Source organism: Pseudomonas sp. Con_6, from assembly GCF_059379395.1.
The window spans coordinates 4,241,693-4,265,433 of sequence record NZ_CM182011.1 but is presented as its reverse complement, the minus strand read 5'-3'; the positions used below and the strand labels follow the sequence as shown (position 1 = coordinate 4,265,433).

General features: G+C 64.3%; 25 protein-coding genes, 1 pseudogene and 1 riboswitch. Of the genes and pseudogenes, 13 read left to right on the top strand and 13 right to left on the bottom strand.

From position 1 onward, the window contains the following. Window positions 1-16 precede the first annotated feature (16 nt). From AC5QPF_RS18850 to AC5QPF_RS18800, 11 genes and pseudogenes are all read right to left on the bottom strand, one after another. Window positions 17-472, bottom strand: a complete 456-nt coding sequence (locus AC5QPF_RS18850) for a phage virion morphogenesis protein (protein ID WP_494959333.1) — start codon at window positions 470-472, stop codon at window positions 17-19. Continuing rightward, the gene (locus AC5QPF_RS18845; protein WP_494959332.1) at window positions 465-998 is read right to left on the bottom strand and encodes a phage tail protein; all 534 of its coding nucleotides are present in this window, start codon (window positions 996-998) and stop codon (window positions 465-467) included. The genes AC5QPF_RS18850 and AC5QPF_RS18845 overlap by 8 nt, the downstream gene beginning before the upstream one ends. After that, on the bottom strand, window positions 982-1,251 hold the full coding sequence (lysC, locus tag AC5QPF_RS18840) for an Rz1-like lysis system protein LysC (protein WP_494959331.1): 270 nt from the start codon (window positions 1,249-1,251) through the stop codon (window positions 982-984). Before lysC ends, AC5QPF_RS18845 begins: the two co-directional genes overlap by 17 nt. Continuing rightward, window positions 1,175-1,543, bottom strand: a pseudogene (locus tag AC5QPF_RS18835) (Rz-like lysis system protein LysB); the annotation flags it as partial. The pseudogene AC5QPF_RS18835 and the gene lysC, both read right to left, overlap by 77 nt. Further along, a complete protein-coding gene (locus AC5QPF_RS18830) occupies window positions 1,540-2,376 on the bottom strand; it encodes an N-acetylmuramidase domain-containing protein (protein WP_494959330.1) in 837 nt (278 codons plus the stop codon). The gene AC5QPF_RS18830 and the pseudogene AC5QPF_RS18835, both read right to left, overlap by 4 nt. After that, window positions 2,373-2,687, bottom strand: a complete 315-nt coding sequence (locus AC5QPF_RS18825; protein ID WP_494959329.1) for a phage holin, lambda family — start codon at window positions 2,685-2,687, stop codon at window positions 2,373-2,375. Before AC5QPF_RS18825 ends, AC5QPF_RS18830 begins: the two co-directional genes overlap by 4 nt. Window positions 2,688-2,720: 33 nt before the next feature. Further along, complete coding sequence (locus tag AC5QPF_RS18820; RefSeq protein WP_494959328.1) at window positions 2,721-2,933, bottom strand: tail protein X; 213 nt, start codon at window positions 2,931-2,933, stop codon at window positions 2,721-2,723. Then, window positions 2,933-3,409, bottom strand: a complete 477-nt coding sequence (locus AC5QPF_RS18815; RefSeq protein ID WP_494959327.1) for a head completion/stabilization protein — start codon at window positions 3,407-3,409, stop codon at window positions 2,933-2,935. The genes AC5QPF_RS18820 and AC5QPF_RS18815 overlap by 1 nt, the downstream gene beginning before the upstream one ends. A gap of 100 nt (window positions 3,410-3,509) precedes the next feature. After that, complete coding sequence (gene gpM / locus AC5QPF_RS18810; RefSeq protein ID WP_494959326.1) at window positions 3,510-4,211, bottom strand: phage terminase small subunit; 702 nt, start codon at window positions 4,209-4,211, stop codon at window positions 3,510-3,512. A gap of 4 nt (window positions 4,212-4,215) precedes the next feature. Next, the gene (locus AC5QPF_RS18805; protein WP_494959325.1) at window positions 4,216-5,226 is read right to left on the bottom strand and encodes a phage major capsid protein, P2 family; all 1,011 of its coding nucleotides are present in this window, start codon (window positions 5,224-5,226) and stop codon (window positions 4,216-4,218) included. Window positions 5,227-5,265: 39 nt separating this feature from the next. After that, on the bottom strand, window positions 5,266-6,117 hold the full coding sequence (locus AC5QPF_RS18800; RefSeq protein ID WP_494959324.1) for a GPO family capsid scaffolding protein: 852 nt from the start codon (window positions 6,115-6,117) through the stop codon (window positions 5,266-5,268). A 152-nt stretch (window positions 6,118-6,269) separates the two neighbouring features. Here AC5QPF_RS18800 and AC5QPF_RS18795 point away from each other — a divergent pair, with 152 nt between their 5' ends. Next, window positions 6,270-8,021 carry a terminase large subunit domain-containing protein gene (locus tag AC5QPF_RS18795; protein ID WP_494959323.1) on the top strand — a complete coding sequence of 584 codons (1,752 nt, stop codon included), beginning with the start codon at window positions 6,270-6,272 and terminating at the stop codon, window positions 8,019-8,021. Then, window positions 8,022-9,071, top strand: coding sequence for a phage portal protein (locus AC5QPF_RS18790; RefSeq protein WP_494959322.1), 1,050 nt, complete (start codon window positions 8,022-8,024; stop codon window positions 9,069-9,071). On the opposite strand, the gene AC5QPF_RS18785 is transcribed toward AC5QPF_RS18790, so the two are convergent. Continuing rightward, window positions 8,995-9,873 (bottom strand): Abi-alpha family protein, encoded by an 879-nt coding sequence (locus AC5QPF_RS18785; RefSeq protein WP_494959321.1) that lies wholly within the window; start codon window positions 9,871-9,873, stop codon window positions 8,995-8,997. The two genes, AC5QPF_RS18790 and AC5QPF_RS18785, sit on opposite strands and share 77 nt — an antisense overlap. 884 nt (window positions 9,874-10,757) lie before the next feature. On the opposite strand from AC5QPF_RS18785, the gene AC5QPF_RS18780 reads away from it, so the two are divergent. The 9 genes from AC5QPF_RS18780 (at window position 10,758) to atzF (ending at window position 21,199) form a co-directional block, all read left to right on the top strand. Further along, window positions 10,758-10,994, top strand: a complete 237-nt coding sequence (locus tag AC5QPF_RS18780) for a type II toxin-antitoxin system ParD family antitoxin (RefSeq protein ID WP_494959320.1) — start codon at window positions 10,758-10,760, stop codon at window positions 10,992-10,994. Continuing rightward, a complete protein-coding gene (locus AC5QPF_RS18775; RefSeq protein ID WP_494959319.1) occupies window positions 10,991-11,347 on the top strand; it encodes a type II toxin-antitoxin system RelE/ParE family toxin in 357 nt (118 codons plus the stop codon). Before AC5QPF_RS18780 ends, AC5QPF_RS18775 begins: the two co-directional genes overlap by 4 nt. Before the next feature lie 157 nt (window positions 11,348-11,504). Next, a riboswitch (guanidine-I (ykkC/yxkD leader) is annotated at window positions 11,505-11,605 on the top strand. 66 nt (window positions 11,606-11,671) lie between these two features. Next, complete coding sequence (locus tag AC5QPF_RS18770) at window positions 11,672-12,739, top strand: putative urea ABC transporter substrate-binding protein (protein WP_494959318.1); 1,068 nt, start codon at window positions 11,672-11,674, stop codon at window positions 12,737-12,739. A 14-nt stretch (window positions 12,740-12,753) separates the two neighbouring features. Beyond that, window positions 12,754-13,569, top strand: a complete 816-nt coding sequence (locus tag AC5QPF_RS18765) for an ABC transporter permease subunit (RefSeq protein WP_494959317.1) — start codon at window positions 12,754-12,756, stop codon at window positions 13,567-13,569. After that, complete coding sequence (locus tag AC5QPF_RS18760; RefSeq protein WP_494959316.1) at window positions 13,566-14,348, top strand: ATP-binding cassette domain-containing protein; 783 nt, start codon at window positions 13,566-13,568, stop codon at window positions 14,346-14,348. The genes AC5QPF_RS18765 and AC5QPF_RS18760 overlap by 4 nt, the downstream gene beginning before the upstream one ends. After that, window positions 14,345-15,058, top strand: a complete 714-nt coding sequence (locus tag AC5QPF_RS18755; RefSeq protein WP_494959315.1) for an urea amidolyase associated protein UAAP1 — start codon at window positions 14,345-14,347, stop codon at window positions 15,056-15,058. Before AC5QPF_RS18760 ends, AC5QPF_RS18755 begins: the two co-directional genes overlap by 4 nt. 10 nt (window positions 15,059-15,068) lie before the next feature. Beyond that, complete coding sequence (locus AC5QPF_RS18750) at window positions 15,069-15,698, top strand: urea amidolyase associated protein UAAP2 (protein ID WP_494959314.1); 630 nt, start codon at window positions 15,069-15,071, stop codon at window positions 15,696-15,698. Between the two features lie 159 nt (window positions 15,699-15,857). Beyond that, window positions 15,858-19,442, top strand: coding sequence for an urea carboxylase (uca, locus tag AC5QPF_RS18745; RefSeq protein ID WP_494959313.1), 3,585 nt, complete (start codon window positions 15,858-15,860; stop codon window positions 19,440-19,442). Beyond that, complete coding sequence (atzF, locus tag AC5QPF_RS18740; protein WP_494959312.1) at window positions 19,439-21,199, top strand: allophanate hydrolase; 1,761 nt, start codon at window positions 19,439-19,441, stop codon at window positions 21,197-21,199. The genes uca and atzF overlap by 4 nt, the downstream gene beginning before the upstream one ends. Window positions 21,200-21,289: 90 nt before the next feature. Here the strand turns inward: atzF and AC5QPF_RS18735 are convergent, their stop codons facing one another. Then, entirely contained in the window at window positions 21,290-21,538 is a 249-nt protein-coding gene (locus tag AC5QPF_RS18735) for a type II toxin-antitoxin system Phd/YefM family antitoxin (RefSeq protein WP_494959311.1), read from the bottom strand. Between the two features lie 210 nt (window positions 21,539-21,748). On the opposite strand from AC5QPF_RS18735, the gene AC5QPF_RS18730 reads away from it, so the two are divergent. After that, a complete protein-coding gene (locus AC5QPF_RS18730) occupies window positions 21,749-22,165 on the top strand; it encodes a nuclear transport factor 2 family protein (protein ID WP_494959310.1) in 417 nt (138 codons plus the stop codon). Window positions 22,166-22,235: 70 nt separating this feature from the next. Continuing rightward, complete coding sequence (locus AC5QPF_RS18725) at window positions 22,236-23,735, top strand: cytosine permease (protein WP_494959309.1); 1,500 nt, start codon at window positions 22,236-22,238, stop codon at window positions 23,733-23,735. The last annotated feature ends 6 nt before the right edge of the window (window positions 23,736-23,741 follow it).

The window sequence follows — 23,741 nt, the reverse complement described above, 5'->3', positions numbered from 1 at the left end:
CTTGTAGGAGTGGATGTTACAGGGACAGGTGATCGATCAGCGCGGCGCGGATCATGTCGTGGTCGGCGTCGGTAAGGCCGAGTATCTCGCGGCGCTCGTACAGCGCTGTCGGGCCCCGAGGCTCGACGCGGTCGCGCCGGCCTTCCTGGTGAACTCTGGCAATCCGGGCGATGCGGCCGGCGAACCCGACGGTGGCCAGGCTCTTGTCACCTCGGGCCTTCATGTAGGTGGCGGTCCGCAGCTTTTTGAACATCTTGGCCTTGCGCTTGATGCGATCCCGCTTGTCGCGGAGCTTCCCGGGCTTGCGCGGGGCGTAGGGCGACCCATCCGGGTTGCGCTGGGCGTCGATGCGCTTCTGCTGTGAGCGGCGCAGTTGCGTGGCGATCGAGCGGCTGAGCTTGGCCCGCTCTGCAGGAGCGATCCGTTGCAGCAGCGGGCTCATCCAGCCGTCGAGCGATTCGAGGTCAGCCATGGGTTGGGCGCTTCGGGTGTGGACTGGCCAGGGCCATGCCGTCAGGTGGGGCCGGCGGCTGGTATGTCCCCTGGTGTTCGCCGTTGGCGTATATCTCGATCGGGCCGTGGGGCTCGTAGATCTCGTAGCTGCGGTCGGCCAGGTGGCTGACGTCGTATTTGCCCTGGGCATTGAGTTTGACGAGCACACGCTCGGTGAGCGGCAGGGTAATGCCCATGTCGACCTTGCTGTTGTCCAGGATGTCGACCTCGAACTGGAGCCCCTCCTTGGACTTCTCCAGGTTGGCCAGCAGCTCGGGCTGGTTCATCCGGATCCAACCGAGGATGGGGATCATCACAGTGTCAGGGTGGCCAGCGAAATCGGTCAGGATCAGCTGCAGGCTGTACTCGTACTCGAAGGACAGGGTCTGCGCCGCGGTGCAGCGGACCTTACCCTTGTCGATGAAGACCATCAGTCGATCGGGGTTGTGTGCGAGCCCGGGCACGACTTCGAGCAAGTGGGTGCGCAGGCTATCGGGCTTGTTCATGGGCTTTCACCTGATGCTGGTAGACGCGGTCGACCTGGGCAGCGCATTCGGCCCAGGCCTGTTCGACCAGGTCCTGGTCATTGAGCAGGGTTCCGTTGTTGGCCGGCGCCGTCGCTGGCAGGACGCACGGCACGACTGCCGGACAGCCAGTCACGATAAGCGTCGGCACCGGTGAGGGCTGGACGGTCCCGCAGCCGGCGAGCAGTGTCAGGCAGAGGCTGGTCGGCCCACTGGCGAAGGTCTTCGTTTTCACGCTTCAAGTCCTCGATCTGGCGGCGGCGATCAGCCAGGCCCAGGCGCAGCTCGCCGAGGAGCTGGAGCTGCTGGGACTGGGTTTCGCGCTCGCGGTTCAGGGTCTGTTTCAGTTCGGTGGCGGTGGCCAGGTTTTGGCGGGCTTCGCCCTGGGCGATTTCCACCTGCTCCTCGAGGAGCAGCTTGGTCTCTTCTGCGGCGTTGAGGAGCTGGTGCTGCGCGAACGACCAGAGTCCGGCGCCGGCGGCGATGATCAGCGCGCCGGCCAGGGCGCCGGTGCGGATGTCGATCATGCTGCTACCTGCCCGCAGCCGCAGTCCTGATAGCGCTCGAAAGCACGCTGCAGCTTCACGTCGTATAGGTTTCGCTTGTAGTCCGGACCGTTGTAGAGGCTGGCCACGGTCGCCCACTTTAGGGCCTTGAGTGCCTTGTGCAGCGCCGGCTCGGTTTCGATGAAGCGGACGAACGCCTCCAGGTGGTCCGCTTCGCTGCGGGACATTGCTGCAACAAAGTCCTGCACGCTTGCGTAGCCGAGGCGCTGCCACCAGAACCCCATGATCTGGAAGGCCCCCCACGATGCGGACTCCAGTGCTGCCGTGTCGTCGATCCAACGGGCACTGGACAGGCGCTGGTGCTCGGCGGTACCGCCGGAGTAGCCACCGGGCTTGGGGTTGACCACGGCGGGGAATTCTTCGGCAAACCGGTTGGCGCGCTCTTTCAACTGCTGTTGGTCGGCATCGGAGGTACGGGCGACTTGCATCTGCCGGTACATGATGTGCCGTTCGAAGAGGATTACCGGCTTGCCGTTGTCCAAGAAGCCACGGCCCTTGGACTCGACTTCGTTCAGAGCGTAGACCGCTGCGATGGGCACGCCGAGGCGCTGGGCTGCTTTGGCCAGATCCGCGCCCTTCAGCAGCAGTTGGCAGTTGGCACCGGTCAGGCTGGCCATCGTCTTGGGACCCGCGACGCCGTCGTCAACCAGGCCGACGCGGCGCTGGTAAGCGGCGACAGCCTTTTCGGTTTCGTCACCGAAGTAGCCGTCGTCGACGAGCTTGGCGCCCTGGGCATTGAGTCTCCATTGCAGGTCGCGGACGGCCTGGGAGCGGTCACCGTGTCGAAGGGTCATAGCGTGCTCTCCTTGCGGGTGAAGGTTTTCTTGGCGGCGGCTCGCACAAACTCGATGCCGAGCAGGCCGATCAGCCCGCCGAAGAACGGTGCAGCAGTGAGCGGGATTCCGATCAGCGACAGCCCGTGGCTCGCCGAGAGGGCGACGAAACCGCACAGCGGGGCTTCGATGACCAACTGACGGAGCTTCCCGCCGCCGTAAACCACCCGAAGGGCCGCAATGAGGGCAGCGAGCAGGCCGGCATACAGCCCGGGCCAGTTGTGTTCGAACCATGCGGCCAGGAAGGCCCAGGTTTCGGGACGGTCAGGCATTTGCGTTCTTCCTTGTGGGGCGGGCACGGGCGGTCAGTCCCATAGTTGAACCATTGCCCGTGCCGGGGCTGGGGTTTGTAGGTCAGGGAGCGTGACGAGCAGGCCGGATGGCAGCACTGGCCCGTGGTCGGCCAGCCTGGGGTTGGCCTGGAGTACGGCCTCGACGACGCCGGCGGTGCGGCCGTAGTGCCGCCAGCACAGGGCGTCGACGGTGTCGTTCTGGATGGTCCGCAGTTGGGCGGGCATCACAGCAGCTCAATGGTGGTGCGGGACTTGCCCAGGAAGTCGCGGATCGCCCAGCGCTGGTCTCGGCGGTAGTCCTCGATCGTTGGGGCGGTGTCGTCGGCTTTCTTGCTGCCGCTGGCGGTGGTGTCGTAGCCGCGGTACCGCTCGCAGACTTCTGCGCCGGTCGCGGCTTCGACAGCACGGCCGTACAGATAGAGATGTTTGGTGGTGTGCTTGACGGGCATGCTCGGGAAGTCGGCCAAGGCCGCCACGCCCTCAGCGAGCCTCGCAAGGCGCCATTCGTCCAGCTCGTCGTTGACGCTGATCGCCGCAGCGATGACGGCGGTCTCAAGCCGTGCCGGAGTGACGCTGGAGTCGATCCGTAGCGACTCACGCAGCTTGTCGAGGTCGATCGACGGCCAGAACGCATCGGTATTGATGTGCGCACCAGGTGCAGGGGCGCTGGCCGGCAGTCCGCCGGCAATGAATCCGCTCATGGTCGCGTGCTCTGAAATAAATCGGCGGTGGTCGGGACTTCACAGATAGGCCTGATGGCCACTGGTCCGTCCCGAGCCGCCGGGTGCGTGGGACGCTCGGTTAGCCGGCGGTGCCGACGATTTTCTTGAGGAGGCGCTCGGCGGCCTCCAGATCCTTCTTGCCACCGCAGTGGCTGTTCAGACCAATAGCGCTTTTCAGGAAGTCGATACCTTCCTGAATCTGGCCAGGCTGCCCAGGATTGCTGGGGTCCAGGCCACGGAGTTTCGCCTTGCCCAGGGCCAGCTTCAGCTTCGCCCGAACCTCGTCCGGCATGTCCTGGTTGTCGGTGAGTGCCGCTGTGCGGGCAAGCACTTCAATCGGGAACGATTCGCCTGCCTTGAACTCCTTAAGAGCCGCGTCCGCGACGACCTCTGCGACGGCGCAGCCCGTGGTGCGGGTGAATTTGTCGGTCATTTTGAGGCCGTGTTCCAGCGCGTACTTGGCGATATCCAGGGCGTCGGAGTAGGCACCGGCATCCAGGCGCCAGACCATGACGGTCATGAGCACGTCATCCTGGGCGCCACGGCCCTGCGCGAGCACGCCCTCGACGTAGGGTTTGTACTCGCCAATCAGTTCGGCTTTCACCAGGGCTTTGTGCTGCAGGGACTGCACCTGTTTTAAACGCAGCCCGTCCTGCTGGAGCTTGGCAAGCATCAGTTCGTACTGGGTGAGCCCATCCATCAGGGCCGCAGGGGCGGTGCGCGCCGATTCCTGGGCAGCGCGCTTACGCAGCTGGGTACGCTGGGCGAGAGTCAGGTTCATGGCTTCACACCTTCTCGATGTTCTCGACCAGGGCGCAGGCGCCGAAGTCTTCGATGACGTAGGCTTCGTTGGAGGACTGGTAGTCGGCGACCTGGTCTGCGTCGGGTTCGTCGCGGATGTGGCGGCGACGCTTGTCGGCTTGGTAGTAGATGGACAGGACCTTCAGTGGGCCAACCCAGACGCCGCCTTCGATGAAGAATGGTGCGTCGTTCTCGATCGGGAGACCGCCGACGCGGGTCTTGGTGATGATCTCATCCGCCGCGTTGGCTTCCTGGTTTGATGCTGCACCATTCTCCAGGGCTTTCAGTTGCTTTGCGTGCAGCAATGCCGGGTCCACGATTACGACCAGGTCGGGGCGTTTGCGATGCCACGGGTCGAGCAATTGGATGGCATCGAACACCAGAGCGTCGAGGGTCTTGTAGTCGCCAGTAGCGCCCAGCTTGACGTTACCACCGGCTGCGCCTTCGTCGATCACACGATCCGGCGCTTTGTCGCGCATTTTTTGCAGCCACCCGATGTTCACGTCCTCGAGCATGGGATTGGCGGCAAGGTCGGTATCAGCGGCCGCGTTGGTACCGTTGAAGCCGATCATGATCCGATCGAGACCTTGGCGCTCGGCGATCGAGCCGGACAGGATGGTCTGGAACTCGGGGAACTTCGCCCAGGTGTCGAGCTTCTGGTAGGAGAGCGCGGTGTCGAAGTTGGTTTTCTTGCAGGCGTAGGTGTCCTTGCTCATGGCGCTCACATCACGCGGCTGCCGGCGTTTGCCCGGGCCGGTCGCAGTGCGGCTAGCCGTTGGACCGTTAGCGCCGAGCAGGATGGCTTCGCCCTCGGCCTCGTCCACCGGAATGATGTTGATCTTCTTCAGGAACCCGCTGGACTCCTGAATAGCCTTTTCGAGCTTTTGTACGGGGGTCGGCGCGACGGTGAACGTCTCGGTCGCCGAGGCGACGTCGTTGATCTTGGCTTGCTGGGCCAGGTAGCCGTTGAAGGCGATCCGGGTGGCTTTCTGCATGGTGTTTCTCCGAACTGGGTGCGTGGTTGAGGCTGGGGATCAGAATTCGGCGACGACCTTGCCGTCACCGCCAGCCATGGGCGGGCGCTGTTGTTGGGTGTGGTCTGCGGTTTTGCCCAGGCGCTCGACCAGCTCGTTGAAGTCGGTGGACAGCTTGTCGTGCTTGGCCTGCAGGTCCTCGCGGGCTTTTCGCTCGGCGGCGAACGCTTCAGCCTGTTCAGCACCGTGGGTAGCGATCTGCTCGATCAGCTCGCCCAGGGCGTTGAAGCTGGCGGCATCCTTGCCTTCCTTCTCCTTGCTCTTGTTGAGGAGGCCGCTAACTCTTTCGCGTAGTCCAGCGAACATGCCGGCGCTGTCAGCAACCTCTTCGAATTCCAGTACGACCTCCTCGGCAGCAGTGAACAGGGTGTTCTCACTGCTTTTCCGGTTGGCGAAGGTCCCGTGCTTGGCGCTGAACTCCAACGCTTCGGTGCCAAGGCTGGCCGGGTTGTCGGTGATGGCCAGGCCTCTCAGGTAGGCACCGCCGGTGTCGGCAAACTCCGGGTCGACCTCGATCGACGAGTAGATCTTCTGTTTCTTCTTGTTCAGCTCGATCAGGGCCTCGTTGGGCTCGATCTGGGCAAGCAGCGCGAGCTTGGTCTTGCCGCCAATCGTGAAGTCCTCGGCCTTGACCGCGATCACGTCTCCGTAGGCGCCGAAAGGCGAATCCGGCAGCAGGCTTTTGATGTGCTCGCAGTTGATACGCGCACCGAACAGGTTACGGTCGTAGGAGTCCACGATCTGCGTGATCCAGTCACGCTCGATGACGCGGCCGTCAGTAGTCGAACCTTCCAGGGCTACGCGGAAGAACTTGGAGCGGAGTTTCTTGGTCGGGGCGGTGCTTGCGGCCATGCGGGCTGTCCTCAATGCGGTGGCGTTGTGCCTTGCGATGGGGCTCATGGTCGGCAGCGGGGCTTTAGAGGGCAACGCGGTGGAGTTGTAGGACGCCACGCTACAGGGGGCGCCAGTGGGGCAACGCGCGCGTGAGCGGCAGCATCGGCGCCATGAATACTCTCGCCCAGCCCACCACCGACTCCCGCCGCCAAGCCAAATTCCTTTACTGGACCGGCTGGCGTATCACCGATATCGCCGATTACCTGGGCGAGAAAGAGAAAACCGTCCACAGCTGGAAGACCCGCGACGAGTGGGATCGGGCTGATAACGTCGAGCGAATCGGCGGCGCACTGGAGGCGCGCCTGGTGCAGTTGATCCTCAAGGAGGGCAAGACCGGCGGCGACTTCAAGGAGATTGACCTGCTACACCGCCAGTTGGAGCGCCAGGCGCGGATCCAGCGGTACCAGGGCGGCGGGACCGACACCGACCTCAACCCGAAGATTTGCAAGCGGAACGAAGGACCGAAAAAGCAGGCAGTCCGGAACGAGCTGAGCGAGGAGCAGATCGAGCTGCTCGTCGAGGCCTTCCGCGATGGCTGCTACGACTACCAGATGGACTGGTACCGCGCCAGCAACCAGCGAACGCGGATGATCCTCAAGAGCCGGCAGATCGGTGCGACCTACTACTTCGCCCGTGAGGCCCTGATCGACGCTATCACCACCGGCCGTAACCAGCTTTTCTTGTCAGCCAGCAAGGCGCAGGCCCACCAGTTCAAGACCTACATGCAGTCGTTCATGAACGAGGTACTTGGCATCAAGCTGACCGGCGACCCGATCGTGCTCTGGAACAATGCTGAGCTGCACTTCCTGGGCACGAACTTCCGTACCGCCCAGGGCCGGACCGGCAACTTCTACTTCGACGAGTTTTTCTGGGTGTATGGGTTCAAGGAGATCAACAAGGTCGCCTCGGGCATGGCCTCGCAGAAGCGCTACCGTAGGACCTACTTTTCGACACCAAGCAGCATGGCTCACCAGGCCTACACCTGGTGGACTGGCGAGCGGCTAAACAAGGGCAAGCCTACGGCCCAGCATATTCATCTGGATGTGAGCCACGACGCCCTACAGCAGGGGCGCTTGTGCGAGGACAGGATCTGGCGCCAGATCGTCACGCTCATGGACGCCGAATCCAGAGGGTGCGACCTCTTCGACGTTGAAGAACTGAAGATCGAGTACGACGCGGCCTCGTTCCAGAACCTGATGATGTGCCAGTTCGTCGACGACGGTGCGAGCATCTTCCCCCTCTCGATGTTGCAACCCTGCATGGTCGAAAGCTGGGACTGGGAGGGGTACAGCCCCTTTGCGGCTCGGCCATTTGGCGAGCGTCCCGTTTGGGTCGGCTATGACCCAGCGGAAACCGGCGACTCGGCGGCATTGGTGGTGCTGGCCCCGCCGCTGGTACCGGGTGGCAAGTTCTTCCTTCTGGAGCGGCACCAGTTCCGTGGGATGGACTTCAACGCCCAGGCCGAGACGATCCGGCAGGTCACCCGGCGCTACAACGTGACATACATCGGCATCGATACCACGGGCATGGGCAGCGGCGTTGCCCACCTGGTGCGCCAGTTCTTCCCGGCGCTGCGCACGTTCTCATACAGCCCCGAGGTCAAGACCCGCCTGGTGATGAAGGCGTGGGATGTCATCAGCAAGGGTCGCCTGGAGTTCGACGCCGGCTGGACGGATGTCGCGCAGTCGCTGATGGCGATCCGCAAGACCATTACCCCAAGCGGTCGACAGTTCACTTACACCGCCGGCCGAAACGAAGAAACCGGCCACGCCGACCTGGCCTGGGCACTATTTCACGCATTGCACAACGAGCCGCTGGAGGGCCAGACCGTGGTCAACACCGGCATCATGGAGATCTATTGAATGGGCACGATCGAGCAGGCCGGCGCAGTGCCGGCGAGCAATGGGCAGGAGCTTACCAACTCGGCCAGCCGGGCGGAGGCCTTTACCTTCGGGGATCCGGTGCCGGTCCTGGACGGGCGTGAGATCCTGGATTACCTGGAGTGCTTCAGCAACGGGCGGTGGTACGAGCCACCGGTTTCGCTGGATGGCTTGGCCAGGTCGTCAAAGGCCAGCGTCTACCTACAGTCCGGTCTGATTTTCAAGCGCAACGCCCTGGCCAGGACGTTCATTCCTCACCGGCTGCTCAGTCGCGACGCCTTCGAGCAGATCGTCATGGATCTCGGCTGGTCCGGCAATCTGTACCTAGAGAAGCGCGACAACATGCTCCGGCAGGCCCTGGGCCTCAAGCCTTGTCTGGCGAAGTACATGCGCCGCGGCGCTGACCTGGAGTCCTACTATCAGGTGCGCGGCTGGCGGGATGAGCATGAGTTTCGCCCGGGCAGCATCTGTCACCTGCGGGTGGCGGACATCAATCAGGAAGTCTACGGGTTGCCGGAGTGGCTGCCGGCCCTACAGGCCGCGCTGCTCAATGAGTCGGCCACGTTGTTCCGTCGCAAGTACTACCAGAACGGGAGCCATGCTGGCTTCATCCTGTACATGACGGACGCCGCCCAGAACGAGGATTTCGTCGACGACCTTCGCAAGGCGATGAAGAACAGCAAAGGCCCGGGCAACTTCCGCAACCTGTTCATGTACGCGCCGAACGGCAAGAAGGACGGGATCCAGCTCATCCCGATCAGCGAGGTCGCGGCGAAGGACGACTTCGGCGCGATCAAGAACATCAGCCGCGATGACCAGTTGGCCATGCTCAGGATCCCGCCTCAGTTGATGGGGGTAGTGCCGCAGAACGCAGGCGGGTTCGGGTCCGTGCGAGAAGCTGCGTTGGTTTGGGCTACCAACGAACTGGAACCCGAACAGGCTAGGCTGCGGCAGATCAACGAGTGGCTGGGGGAGGAGGTGATTCGGTTTCAGGCCTATGAGCTACAGGTTCAACAAGGCCAGTCGCGATAGCAAATTGCTTTCCGAATGGAGTAACGCTCATTACACCCTGTTCGGGTTGTACAGAAATGCCGTCCTTGGTGTTACCTTCCCGAAGCTCCAGGAGTTCTGGGCAGCTCTCCACCCATTCGTAGGCTTTTTCAGCAGCAATCCGACGATCATAGGCAACCTCCACCAGGCCGAGTCTGATCCAGTTCACAACCATCGAAGGAACCCTCGGATCCTTGAGTGGTTTGCCTTCATCATCCTTCCAGTTCAGCAAATGGGTAAAGAGAATACGAGCCCCGCCTCCCTCGTATCTCTCCCGAAGCTGAATGATCGGCTGGACATCGGCCTGAAAAATCTTTTTCAGCTCGCCGGCTTCCAAGGCAGTGAGTTGGCGAATGATCTCCACGAACGCCGGGTGTGCATCGTCTGCATGCCGCTTGTCCATCGCGCTAGCGATGAGCTCTAGATACATTTTCTTGAGTGGTGGCTCTTCGTGAGTGAACGCTATCCCTTGCAGAGCAGGGCCGGCTAGTGAGAGCTTAGGCTCGACGAATTTGTCAGCTGGAATTCGAACCGTCGCTTCAGATAAATCATCTTGAAATTTTGTTTGGAAATACGTTCTGGCTCTGTCGAATGCATAGTTCATGGCAGCCAAAGGCATGAGGCAATTATTCAGCGCCTTCGCCAGTGTCACCGCAGACTTTCCGATTTCCGTACCAGCCTCTTTTGCCTCCTTGCTGTCACCCGCGGCGCGAACCAGTTCGCCAAGTGCCGTGCTAGCCGTTGCCGCATCTTGAATCTCAAAGCTGCTTTTGTCCTCGGACATGCGTACCGCTCCTTCGTTGTGGTCAGCGCAGGCATTCTAGCCGTGGCGCGCGCAATCGTCCCCCCGCCACGCCTGCGGGCTAAACGTGTGGGGATTTCCGCGCCCCTGCGCCCCTGTGCTGACCACACAGGCTGCGGGCCGCCTTGGGGAATACGGGCGTCAGCAACCCTGCGAATCCCTGCGCAGGCGTTGTTTCGGGGGCGCACCAGGGATGTGGCTGCGTCGGATTCTGAGAGGGGGCTCGGGAAAAAGGTAAGTTTTTTCTGCGAGATGGTTTAGGAGGGGGGAAGGCCCGATTTTGTTGGGCCAAACGCCTAACTTTGCAGGGTTAGATTAGGTTAGGTAAAAGGTTATTAATTTTTAAGTTGCTGATTTTAAAGGATTTATTTTTATGAAAATGACCTTTACTTAAGGTTAGGAAATTACCAATTCTTAACCAAAAAATAACCTTGGAGAAAACCAGCATCGTCAGTTTCTACGGGGGATGCAGGCGAGTTCAGAAAAAGCTAACCGACCTAACCCTTTTCCCGTGGGTCAACATCAAACGGGAAATCCACCCTCGGGAGGCACATATGAGGGTGACACGCACGTCCACCCTGGGAACACTCTGGGAACAAAAACGCTCGCAAATTCCCTGTGCCCCCCACGGAAATCAAGGCCTCCAGCCCGGCCGGCGCCATTTCGTTGAGTTCGAATCTCTACGCTTCCGCCACTAATTTTCGAAAAAAGCCCTGATTATTCAGGGCTTTTTGCGTTTTTGGGGGCGGCTGAAGGTGCTTGTGATGACGCAGGGCTGAACGGCAGTATTGAGCCTCAGCCCAGTGCTCGCCATGTAACCTCAGGGGTGTATCCTTTGCCAAATTTTGTCAATTTCGGGCAAAACCATGAGCACCATGAACATCTCTCTGCCGGACGCCCTCAAGTCTTTCGTCGACGATCAGGTCAGCCAGCGCGGCTACAGCACCAGCAGCGAGTATGTGCGGGAACTGATTCGCAAGGACCAGGATCGCCAGCATCTGCGTGGTTTGCTGTTGGCCGGAGCCCAGTCGGCGCCAACTGCTCCTGTAACGAGTGACTATTTCGAGTCCCTTCGTGCCAAGGTGCGCAAGGCTCGGGAATGAAGTCCAAACCCGTCATCCCCCGGAGTCTTGCCAACCAGGATGTCGAGGACGCCGTCGGCTATTACCTTGATGAGCAGGCCGAGCAGGCTGCACTCGGGTTTGTCGATGCCCTGGAAAGTACCTATTCCCATATCAGCCGCCATCCCACCTCGGGCATGTTCCGGTATGCCCATGAACTGGACTTGCCAGGACTGCCCTGCTGGCCGTTGAAGCGCTACCCCTACCTGGTGTTCTACGTCGAACGTGATGACCATATCGACGTCTGGCGCGTCCTGCATGCCATGAGGGACATTCCAGAAGCGCATCCCATTAGTTGTCGGGATACTGGAGTCGCGCCCTGTCGCGGTGCGTAATGCTCCATGACCGCGCACCGCGTCCCCCAAAGCCTCCTCACTCCCCACCTGAACGCCCCGGAAAACGGGGCGTTTCCTCCTCCGTCACAACTTGGCACACCTCTAGCATTACCTCCCCCGTGCGGGAGCAGCGCAAGCTGAATTGCACCACAACCCAAAAATGGTCGGCTAGGGTTCCGGTCCGCATCCGCGGGCGTCTGGACCGAGAGCCGACGACCTCCAGTCGAGGTTACACGGCGGGATAAAAGCCCGGGAGACAGACCGCTCACTAGCAATGAGCGTCGTGCTGCTCCTGGTCCGCCCACCGTCTACTGGAGTCACTCCATGCGAAAGTCCCTGCTTTCCGCCTTCTTCGCCGCAGGCCTGGTCCTGCTGGCCAGCCCCCCTTCGAAAGCCGCGGCCAAGACCGATTTCGATGTCTGCTGGACCATCTACGCCGGCTGGATGCCGTGGGAATACGCCGCAGCCGAGGGCATCGTCGATAAATGGGCGAGCAAGTACGGCATCCATATCAAGCTCACCCAGGTCAACGACTACGTCGAGTCGATCAACCAGTACACCGCCGGCCAGTTCGACGGCTGCGCCATGACCAACATGGACGCCCTGACCATCCCGGCCGCCGGCGGCGTCGACAGTACGGCGCTGATCGTCGGCGACTTTTCCAACGGCAATGATGGCGTGGTGCTCAAGGGCAACGGCAAGACGGTCAAGGACCTGAAGGGCATGAACGTCAACCTGGTCGAGCTCTCGGTGTCTCATTACCTGCTGGCCCGCGCCCTGGATTCCGCCGGCCTGCGGGAGAAGGACCTGAAGGTGGTCAACACCTCCGATGCCGATATCGCCGCGGCCTTCGACACCGCCGACGTGCAGGCGGTGACCACCTGGAACCCGATGCTGGAAGAGGTGAAGAACAAGCCGGGCGTGACCCAGGTGTTCGACTCCAGCCGCATCCCCGGCGAGATCCTCGACCTGATGGTGGTCAACACCCAGACCCTCAAGGACAACCCGGCTCTGGGCAAAGCCTTGACCGGCGCCTGGTACGAAGTGATGGCGCTGCTGGCCGGCAGTTCGCCGCAGCGTCAGGCCGCTGTTGAACACATGGCCAAGGCCTCGGGCACCGATCTCGACGGCTTCGAGGGCCAGCTTTCCACCACCTACCTGTTCGACACGCCGCAAGCCGCGCTGACCTTCGTCAACAGCGCCGAGCTGCCGAAGACCATGGACAAGGTCGCCGCCTTTTCCTTCGACCACGGCCTGCTGGGTGAGGGCGCCAAGGACAGTCAGGCGGTGGGCATGAGCTTCGCCAACCAGGTGATCGTCGGCGACCGCGCCAACCTCAAGCTGCGTTTCGATCCGACCTACCTGCAGATGGCCGTCGACGGTTCGCTGTGAGCGAGGGATACACCATGCGCCTGATCAACCGTCATCCCGACCGGCCTTCGCGGCTGTTGCTGATGATCCTGCCGTTCGCCCTGGTGCTTTGTGCCTACTTCCTCGGCTCGGCACAGCGGCTGGCCGACAACCCCAACGACAAGCTCCTGCCCGGTGCCGCGCAGATGGGCGCGGCGGTGCAGCGCATGGCCTTGGTGGAGGACAAGCGCAGCGGCAACTACCTGCTGTGGCAGGACACCGCCTCCAGCCTGCAGCGCCTCGGCGCCGGGCTGGCGATCAGTGCTGGTCTGGGCCTGTGCCTGGGCATCGCCGCCGGCACCGTGCCGTTGCTCGGGGCGCCGCTGTCGCCGCTGCTGGTGGTGCTGTCGATGATCCCGCCGCTGGCGATCCTGCCGATCCTGTTCATCGTCTTCGGCCTGGGTGAACTGTCCAAGGTGATGCTGATCGTCATCGGCATCACCCCGGTGCTGGCCCGTGACCTTGAGCAGCGCGCCCGGGAAATCCCCGCCGAGCTGCTGATCAAGGCGCAGACCCTCGGCGCCAGTACCTGGACCCTGATCCTGCGGGTGATCCTGCCGCAGTTGCTGCCGCGCCTGCTGATCGCCCTGCGCCTGGTGCTGGGCTCGGCGTGGCTGTTCCTGATCGCGGCGGAGGCCATCGCCTCGGAAGATGGCCTCGGCTACCGGATCTTCCTGGTGCGCCGCTACCTGGCGATGGACGTGATCCTGCCCTACGTGGTGTGGATCACGTTGCTCGCCTGGCTCACCGACTGGCTGCTGAAGACCCTGGCTCGACGCGTCTTCCCCTGGTACGAGGGGGCACGGGCATGAGCTTTATCGAAGTCACGAATGTCTGGCAGGAATACGACGGGCACGTGGTGCTCGAAGGCCTCGACCTGAGCATCGCCGAAGGCGAGTTCTGCACCATGGTCGGCGCCTCGGGCTGCGGCAAGTCGACTTTCCTGCGCCTGCTGCTGGGCCAGGAGCGGCCGAGCCGCGGGCAGATCCTGCTGGGCGGCGAGCCGCTGTCCGGCGAGCCCGATGCGGACCGGGGCGTGGTGTTCCAGCGCTATTCGGTGTTCCCGCACCTGAGCGTGCTGGACAACGTCGCCTTGGGCCTGGAACTGCCCCGTGCGCCGTTGTTGGGGCGCCTGTTCGGCCGCGACAAGCGCGAGGCTCGCGAGCAGGCTGCGGCGCTGCTGGCCAAGGTCGGCCTGGCCCATGCCGTCAACAAGTACCCCAGTCAGCTCTCCGGCGGCATGCAGCAGCGCCTGGCCATCGCCCAGGCGCTGATCATGAAGCCCAGGGTGCTGCTGCTCGACGAGCCCTTCGGTGCCCTCGACCCGGGTATCCGCAAGGACATGCACGCCTTGCTCCTGGAACTGTGGCGGGAAACCGGGGTGACCGTGTTCATGGTCACCCACGACCTCAGCGAGGGCTTCAGCCTCGGCACCCGCCTGCTGGTCTTCGACAAGGTTCGCCACGACCCCCACGCGCCCACCGCGTTCGGCTCCCGCGTCACCTACGACCTGCCGCTCAACGGCAAACGACTCACGGCCCGGGCGCCTGCGCCCGCGCTTCTTCAATCGCACTCCGGAGGTCGACCATGACCCACACCCATCCTTTCGCCGAGGAACTGCTGCCCGGCGGCGGCCACCTGTCCTTCGTCCTCAAGCGCGGGCAACTGGTGCGCTTCACCGACGTGGAAGGCGGCGCCAACGTCAGCCTGATGCTGTTCAACGCCCATGAAAAGAGCGAGCGCCTCAACCTGCCGGACAGCCTCAAGTGCCAGCACACCGCCAAGCTCACCGCCGGCCACTGCCTGTACTCGGACATGGGCCGGGTGCTGGCCGCCATCACCCATGACAGCTGTGGCTGGAGCGACAGCATTGGCGGCGTGCTCGACGCCGCCGAAGTCGCGGAAAAATACGGCATCGGCCGCTACCAGGAGCTGCGCAACGGCTTCCATCGCAACGGCCACGACAACCTGCTGGTGGAGATGGGCAAGTGGGGCCTGGGGCTGTCCGACCTGAGCATGCCGCTCAACCTGTTCAGCCGTGTCGATGTCGCCGCCGACGGCGCGCTGCGCTTTGTCGAGGGCAATTCCCGGGCAGGCGACAGCATCGACCTGTACGCGCCGATGGACACCCTGTTCATCGTCACGGCGCTGCAGCACCCGATGGACCCTGCCCCTGGCTACGCACCGAAGCCGCTGCAACTGACCTTCGCCGAGGCCGATGCCAGCGTCGCCGAGGCCTGCCGTACCTCGCGCCCGGAAAACGAGCGCGGCTTCCTCAACACCCAGCGGCTGTTCGCCTGAGGACCCAGCGATGACCACCTCCCATCTGCAAGCAGACAACGCGGTGTACCGCGCCACCATTCCTGCCGGCGAGCCCTGGCTCACCGAGGTCAAGGCCGGGCAGACCCTGCGCATCCTCGACCTGCAAGGCAACCAGGCCATCGATACGCTGTTCTATAGTGCCGGCAACCCCCGCGAGCGCTATGACGTGCAACGCACCCTGCGACGCCAGGGCAATGTCTACCTGGGCGTCGGCAGCGTGCTGTATTCCAACCTCGGCCGGCCGATGCTGACCATCGTCGAGGACAACTGCGGCCGCCACGACACCCTCGGCGGCGCCTGCGCCCAGGAAAGCAACACGGTGCGCTACGCCCTGGACAAGCGCCACATGCACAGCTGCCGCGACAACTACCTGCGGGCCTGCTGCCACGACGGTCGCCTGGGCAAGCGCGACATCAGCCCCAACATCAACTTCTTCATGAACGTCCCGGTGACCCCGGAAGGCGGGCTGACCTTCGAGGACGGCATTTCTGCAGCCGGCAAGTACGTGCAGTTGAAGGCACATATGGACGTGATCGTGCTGATCTCCAACTGCCCGCAACTGAACAACCCCTGCAATGGCTACAACCCCACCCCTGCGGAACTGCTGGTATGGAACTGAAGACCCTGTGGCGCTCCGTCCGCCAATGCCTGTTCAACGCCTGCCAGGCCCGTTTCGGGCAACTGAAAACCGACAAGCACGCCTGATTGCCGTCCGGGGACGACCCCAGGACCTCCTTACAACTGCGGGACGGCCCGCAACCCCTTCGGGGATGTTGTCATGTTCGAGAAACTGCTGATCGCCAACCGTGGCGCCATTGCCTGCCGCATCCTGCGCACCCTGCGCGCGCTGAAGGTCGAGGGTGTCGCGGTGTATTCCGAGGCCGACCTCGCCAGTCGCCATATCGTCGAAGCCGACCAGGCCATCAGCCTGGGGGAGGGCGCCGCCGCCGGCACCTACCTGGCGGTCGACAAGATCCTCGCCGCGGCCCGCGACAGCGGCGCCCAGGCCATCCATCCGGGCTACGGCTTCCTGTCCGAGAACGCCGCCTTCGCCGAAGCCTGCGAAGCCGCCGGGCTGGTGTTCGTCGGGCCGACGCCGGAGCAACTGCGCCTGTTCGGCCTCAAGCACACCGCCCGTGATCTGGCGCGGCAACAGGGCCTGCCGCTGCTGGAAGGCACCGACCTGCTGGACAGCCTCGACGACGCCCTGGGCGCCGCTACCGCCGTCGGCTATCCGGTGATGCTGAAAAGCACCGCAGGCGGTGGCGGTATCGGCATGCGCGTGTGCCGCTCGGCGGCGGAACTGGAAGACGCCTTCGAGGCCGTGAAGCGCCTCGGGCAGAACAACTTCAGCGATGCCGGCGTGTTCATCGAGAAGTACATCGAGCGCGCCCGTCACCTTGAGGTGCAGGTGTTCGGCGATGGCGCGGGCGAGGTCCTGGCCTTGGGCGTGCGCGATTGCTCGGTGCAGCGGCGCAACCAGAAGGTGCTGGAGGAAACCCCGGCGCCGAACCTGCCCGAGGGCATGGCCGAGGCGCTCTGCGAAGCGGCGATCCGCCTGGCCCGGGCCGTGTCCTATCGCAGCGCCGGCACCGTGGAGTTCGTCTATGACAGCGACGCCGGGCGCTTCTATTTCCTCGAAGTGAATACCCGTCTGCAGGTCGAGCACGGCGTTACCGAGCAGGTGTGGGGCGTGGACCTGGTGCGCTGGATGATCGAGCTGGCGGCCGGCGACCTGCCGCCGCTCAGCGATCTGGCCGCCGGCCTGCAGCCCTCCGGGCATGCGGTGCAGGCGCGGCTCTATGCGGAAGATCCGGGCAAGGACTTCCAGCCCAGCCCCGGCCTGCTCACTGCCGTGCACTTCCCCGAGGCCGATGGCCAGGCGCTGCGCATTGATACCTGGGTCAGTGCTGGCTGCGAGATCCCGCCGTACTTCGACCCGATGATCGCCAAGGTGATCGTCCGGGCCGACGACCGCGAGCAGGCGCGCCAGGGCCTGCACCGTGCCCTGGGCGACAGCCAGGTCTACGGCGTGGAGACCAACCGCGACTACCTGCGGCAGATTCTCGACGCTACCCCCTTCGCCAGCGGCCAGCCCTGGACCCGGTGCCTGGAGGGCCTGGCCTATCGTGCCGAGACCTTCGAAGTACTCGCCGGCGGCACCCAGACCAGCGTCCAGGACTACCCCGGCCGTCTCGGCTACTGGGCGGTGGGCGTGCCGCCGTCCGGTCCGATGGACAGTCGCGCCTTGCGCCTGGGCAACTTGCTGCTGGGCAACCGGCAAGGGGCTGCGGGGCTGGAAGTGACCATGAACGGGCCGACCCTGCGCTTCAACACCGACGCAGTGATCGCCGTGACCGGCGCGACGCTGCCGGTGAGCCTGGACGGCGAGGCCATCGCCATGAACACCAGCGTACGGGTCAAGGCTGGCAGCCTTGTCGCCCTGGGCAGTATCGCCGGCGCGGGCGCCCGGGCCTACCTGTGCGTGCGCGGCGGCATCCAGGTGCCGGAATACCTGGGCAGCCAGAGCACCTTCATGCTCGGCCAGTTCGGCGGGCATGGTGGTCGCGCGCTGCGGGCGGGGGATGTGCTGCACCTGGCGCCGCTGACCGACGGGCAGGCCGGTGACGTGCTGCCTGAGCAGCCGGCCCTGGCCGCGACACGCCTGATCCGGGTGATCTACGGGCCCCACGGTGCGCCGGAATATTTCACCGAGGACTACATGCGTACCTTCTTCGCCACCGACTGGGAGGTGCACTTCAACTCCAGCCGCACCGGCGTACGCCTGATCGGCCCGAAACCCGAGTGGGTCCGCGCCGATGGCGGCGAGGCGGGGCTGCACCCGTCGAACATCCACGACAACCCCTATGCCATCGGGGCGGTGGACTTCACCGGCGACATGCCGGTGATCCTCGGCCCCGACGGCCCGAGCCTGGGCGGCTTCGTCTGCCCGGTGACGGTGATCGAGGCCGACCTCTGGCAACTGGGCCAACTCAAGGCCGGGGACAAGGTGCGCTTCCTGCCAGTTTCGCTGGAAACGGCCCGGCAACGGGCTTGCGCGGCGTTGCTGGACGAGCCGGTGCCGGTACGGGCCGAGGCCGAACTGCGGTCGCCGGTGGTGCTGGACATCGGCACGGATGACCGACGTCTGGTCGCCCGGCTGGCAGGTGATACCCATGTGCTGCTGGAGATCGGCGCCGCCGAACTGGACCTGGTCCTGCGTTTCCGCGGCCATGCCCTGATGCAGGCGCTGGAGGCGCGAGCGCTGCCCGGGGTGATCGACCTGACTCCGGGGATCCGCTCGCTGCAGGTCCATTACCAGCCGGAGCGCCTGCCCCTGGGCCACCTGCTGGAGACCGTTGCTGGCGAGTGGCAGCAAGTGTGCAGCAGCGACGACCTGCAGGTGCCGTCGCGCATTGTCCACCTGCCGCTGTCCTGGGATGACCCGGCCTGCCAACTGGCCATCGAGAAGTACATGACCACCGTGCGCAAGGATGCGCCCTGGTGCCCGAGCAACCTGGAGTTCATCCGCCGCATCAACGACCTGCCGGACCTCGACGAAGTACAGCGCACCGTGTTCGACGCCAGCTACCTGGTGATGGGCCTGGGCGATGTCTACCTCGGCGCCCCGGTGGCCACGCCGCTGGACCCGCGCCACCGTCTGGTCACCACCAAGTACAACCCGGCGCGCACCTGGACGGCGGAAAACTCCGTTGGCATCGGTGGCGCCTATATGTGCGTGTATGGCATGGAAGGGCCCGGCGGCTATCAGTTCGTCGGCCGCACCCTGCAGATGTGGAACCGCTACCGCGAGGTCGCAGCGTTCGATGGCAAGCCGTGGTTGTTGCGTTTCTTCGACCAGATCCGCTTCTACCCGGTCAGTGCCGGGGAGCTGGAGCGCATCCGTCGTGATTTCCCGCTGGGTCGCTTTGAACTGACGATCGAGCCCAGTCAGTTGCGGCTGGCGGACTACCAGGCATTTCTTGCCGAAGAGGCCGACGGTATCCAGGCCTTCCGCACGCGCCAGCAGGCTGCCTTCGCGGCCGAGCGGCAACGCTGGATCGAGACGGGCCAGGCTCATTTCGAGTCCACCGAAGCCGTGGCCGAGGCCACCGAGGACGCGCCGTTGCCGGCCGGGCAGATCGGCGTGGAAAGCGCCATCGCCGGCAATCTCTGGCAGGTCCAGGTCAGCGTTGGCCAGCGTGTCGAGGCTGGGGACGCGCTGGTGGTGCTGGAGTCGATGAAGATGGAGATCCCGCTGCTGGCGCCCTGCGCGGGTGTGGTGCGGGAGGTGCGGGTCGAGCCGGGTTCGGCGGTGCGCGCGGGGCAACGGGTGGTGGTGCTGGAAGGAGGTGAGGCATGAAGGTGAATCTGCAACTGGACGCGCTGCGTACGAGCTACGTTGCCGGCGATCAATCGCCACGGGAGCTGATCCTGGCGTTGCGCGAACGGGCGGAGCAACTGAATCCGCGTTACAAGCTGTTCATCCACCTGCTCAGCGTGGAGGAACTGGAGCCTTACCTGGCGGCACTGGAGGGCGTGTCGCCGGACAGCCTGCCGCTGTACGGCGTGCCGTTCGCGATCAAGGACAATATCGACCTCGCGGGCATTCCCACCACGGCGGCGTGTCCGGCATTCGCCTATACGCCCGAGCGCTCGGCGACGGTGGTCGAGCAGTTGATCCGGCTGGGCGCGGTACCGCTGGGCAAGACCAACCTCGACCAGTTCGCCACCGGCCTCAACGGCACGCGCTCGTCTTATGGCGCCTGCATCAACAGCGTGCTTGACGACTACCCGTCTGGCGGCTCCAGCGCCGGCTCGCCGCTGGCGGTGGCCCTGGGTGTGGCCAGCTTCGCCCTGGGCACCGATACCGCCGGCTCGGGCCGGGTGCCGGCGGCGCTCAACGGGCTGGTCGGGCTCAAGGCCAGCAAGGGTCTGGTGTCCACGGCCGGCGTGGTGCCGGCGTGCCGCACCCTGGACTGCGTGACCACCTTCACCGCCACGGCGGGGGAGGCCAGCCAGTTGCTGCAACTGCTGGCGGTGCAGGACCCGCGGGACGAATACAGCCGGGCCAATGCCGGCTGGAACCTGGGCAGTGCCTTCGGCCGGGTCGGCAGCTTCCGTTTCGGGGTGCCGAGGCCGACGGACCTGGAATTCTTTGGCTGTGAGGAAGGCCCGGTGCTGTTCGACGCAGCGGTCGAGCGCCTGCGGGCGCTGGGGGGCGAGGCGGTAGAGATCGACCTGTCGCCGTTCCTCGAAGCCGCGCGCCTGCTGTACGACGGGCCCTGGGTGGTCGAGCGCTATAGCGTAGTCGGCGAGCTGGCGCGGCGGCAGCCCGAGGCGGTGTTGCCGGTGATCCATGCGGTGCTGGCCAAGGCGCCGGAAGTCAGCGGCGTGGATACCTTCCGTGCGCAGTATCGCCTGCAGCAGTTGAAGGCGGAGTGCGACCGGCAACTGGCTGGCTTGGAGTGCGTATTGACGCCCACCATCGGCCGTCCGGTGACCCTGGCCGAACTGGCCGAGGAACCGGTGCTGCGCAATGCCGAGCTGGGTTACTACACCAACTTCATGAACCTGCTGGACTATGCGGCGGTTGCCGTGCCCGCCGGGTGCATGGTCAATGGGCTGCCGTGGGGTGTCACCCTGTTTGGCCGGGCGTTCACTGACCAGTACCTGCTCAGTCTGGCGGCGGCGTTCCAGGGCGAGACGGTGCCGGCCCGCGAGGCGCGTCATGACCAGGTTCGCCTGGTGGTGTGCGGTGCCCACCTGGACGGGCTGGCGCTCAACTGGCAGTTGAAGCAGCGGGGAGCGAGGTTGCTGGAAGCGACTTCCAGCTCGCCGAGCTATCGCCTGTACGCCCTGGCGGGCGGGCCGGTGCAGCGACCGGGGATGGTCCGGGTCGGCAGCGGTGGCGTGGCCATTGCCGTGGAAGTGTGGCAAGTGCCCAGTGCAGCCCTGGGTGCCTTCCTCAGCGAGATCCCGGCACCGTTGGGGCTGGGTAAGGTGGAGCTGGGTGATGGGCGCTGGGAGACCGGGTTCATCTGCGAGGGCTATGGGCTGGAAGGGGCGCGGGATATCAGTGAGTGGGGCGGGTGGAGGGCTTGGTTGGCGTCGCACTGACTGGTAGGAGCAGGCTTGTCGTGTGACGAACCACTGCGAAGGACCGCTACGCGGTCCTTCGCAGTGGTTCGTCACACGACAAGCCTGCTCCTACGCGGGGCTGAACCTTTTCTTCAGGCGGTCTTTCAACTCTTCGGCCGAGCAGTGTTCGCCCTGCGCATACTCCCGTGATCCCATTGCCAGAAGCTTCACCAGTGCTATGGCCTCGTCCCGACGCTTGCGCTCGGCGTAGGATTCAACGACGTAGGCCGGTACGCCGTTCTGCGTGACGACCAATGGCTCGTCGAGCGGCAGGTCCGCCGCGTGCTTCTTCAAATAACTGATGGTTTCAACTCTCATGAGTTGGGTCCTCTGGGAATAGCAGGGCTCAATGTCGCACCAATGGGGTGTGAGGCTAGCAAAAATTCGCTCTGAATAAGGTCTTCCTCTCGCCTTCCAGAGACCAACGGCACCCGATGGTTCAGAAATTCCTGAACTGATTATTTGCCCCCAGCGATTCTTCCCCCCGCATCCCGCCGCCAGAATTCCCCGCAGACAACTACAAAAACCGTGAGTGCCCCACTCGTGAACCCGATCCCTTCGCGTGAATCCCAGGTCCTGCGCGCCGCCGCTGCCCTGGTCGATGCCTTCGCCAGCAACGACACCACCCGCTACTTCGCCTGCTTCAGCGAAGACGCCACCTTCCTCTTCCACACCGTCCCGCAACCGCTGATGTCGCGCCTTGCCTACGAGCAACTCTGGGCGCAATGGCAGGCCGAAGGCTTTGCCGTGCTCGGCTGCCGGTCGAGCAATGCCCAGGTCAGCCTGCAGGGCGACGTGGCGATCTTCCTGCACGACGTCGCCACCCACCTGCGGGTCGGCGGCGAAGAACTGCACCTGGAGGAGCGGGAAACCATCGTCTTCCGCCTGCACGGCGATCACTGGCTGGCCTGCCACGAGCACCTGTCGGCCCTGAGCGAAAGCTGATCCTTTCCGGCGGCCTTGCCGCCACTGCCAACGCACTCAACAACAATCAGACAGGCGCTGGAGCACCACCATGAGCCATTCCTCCGGAATCGAAACCAACGGGGTCGAACAGATCCCCGACAACCAACGCGACGCCACCCCCCTGGACCTGTTCCGCCTGATCTTCGGTGGCGCCAATACCTTCGCCACCGCCGTGCTCGGCAGCTTCCCCGTGCTGTTTGGCCTGTCGTTCCAGGCCGGGGTCTGGGCGATCCTGCTGGGCGTCGGCGTCGGTGCGCTGATCCTCTCGCCCATGGGCCTGTTCGGCGCGCTCAACGGCACTAACAACGCGGTGTCGTCCGGCGCCCATTTCGGCGTGCACGGGCGGATCGTTGGTTCGTTCCTGTCGCTGCTCACCGCCGTGGCGTTCTTCTCGCTGTCGGTGTGGAGCTCCGGCGATGCCCTGGTCGGCGGGGCCAAGCGCCTGGCCGGACTGCCGGAAACCGACCTGACCCTGGGCCTGACCTACGGCCTGTTCGCGGTGCTGGTGCTGATCGTGTGCATCTTCGGCTTCCGCTTCATGCTCTGGGTCAACAAGATCGCGGTGTGGGCGTCGAGCCTGCTGTTCCTGCTGGGCATCTTCGCCTTCGCCGGGCCGTTCGATGCCAGCTTCGCCGGTAGCGTCAACCTCGGCCAGCCGGGCTTCTGGGCGGCGTTCATCGGTTCGGCGCTGCTGGCCATGAGCAACCCGGTGTCGTTCGGTGCCTTCCTCGGCGACTGGTCGCGCTACATCCCGCGGGAGACGCCGAAGTCGCGGATCATGCTGGCGGTGATCGCCTCGCAGGTCGGCACCCTGATTCCGTTCCTGTTCGGCCTGTGCACCGCGACCCTGGTGGCGAGCAACGCGCCGCAGTACATCGAGGCCAACAACTATGTCGGCGGCCTGCTGGCCATCTCGCCGACCTGGTTCTTCCTGCCGGTATGCCTGATCGCGGTGATCGGCGGCATGTCCACCGGCACCACGGCGCTGTACGGCACCGGCCTGGACATGTCCAGCGTGTTCCCGCGCCTGCTCAGCCGCGCCGCCGCGACCCTGCTGATCGGCGTGCTCGCCATCGCCTTTATCTTCATCGGCCGCTTCGCCTTCAACCTGGTGCAGAGCGTGTCCACCTTCGCCGTGCTGATCATCACCTGCACCAGCCCGTGGATGGTGATCATGATCCTCGGCCTGATCACCCGCCGCGGTTTCTACCACGCCGACGACCTGCAGGTGTTCACCCGTGGCGAGCGCGGTGGCCGCTACTGGTTCAACCATGGCTGGAACTGGCGCGGCATGGGCGCCTGGATCCCCAGCGCGATCACCGGCCTGTGCTTCGTCAACCTGCCGGGGCAGTTCGTCGGCAGCCTCGGCGAACTGGCCGGCGGCATCGACATCAGCCTGCCGATCACCCTGGGCCTGGCCGCCGTGTTGTACCTGGCCCTGATCAATCTTTTCCCCGAACCCGCCGCGGTGTATGGCCCCAAGGGCCCGCGCTGGGTTATTCGCAAACCGGCGGCGTGCGCGTCGCTGACGACTGCCGAAACGGCCTGACTGGAG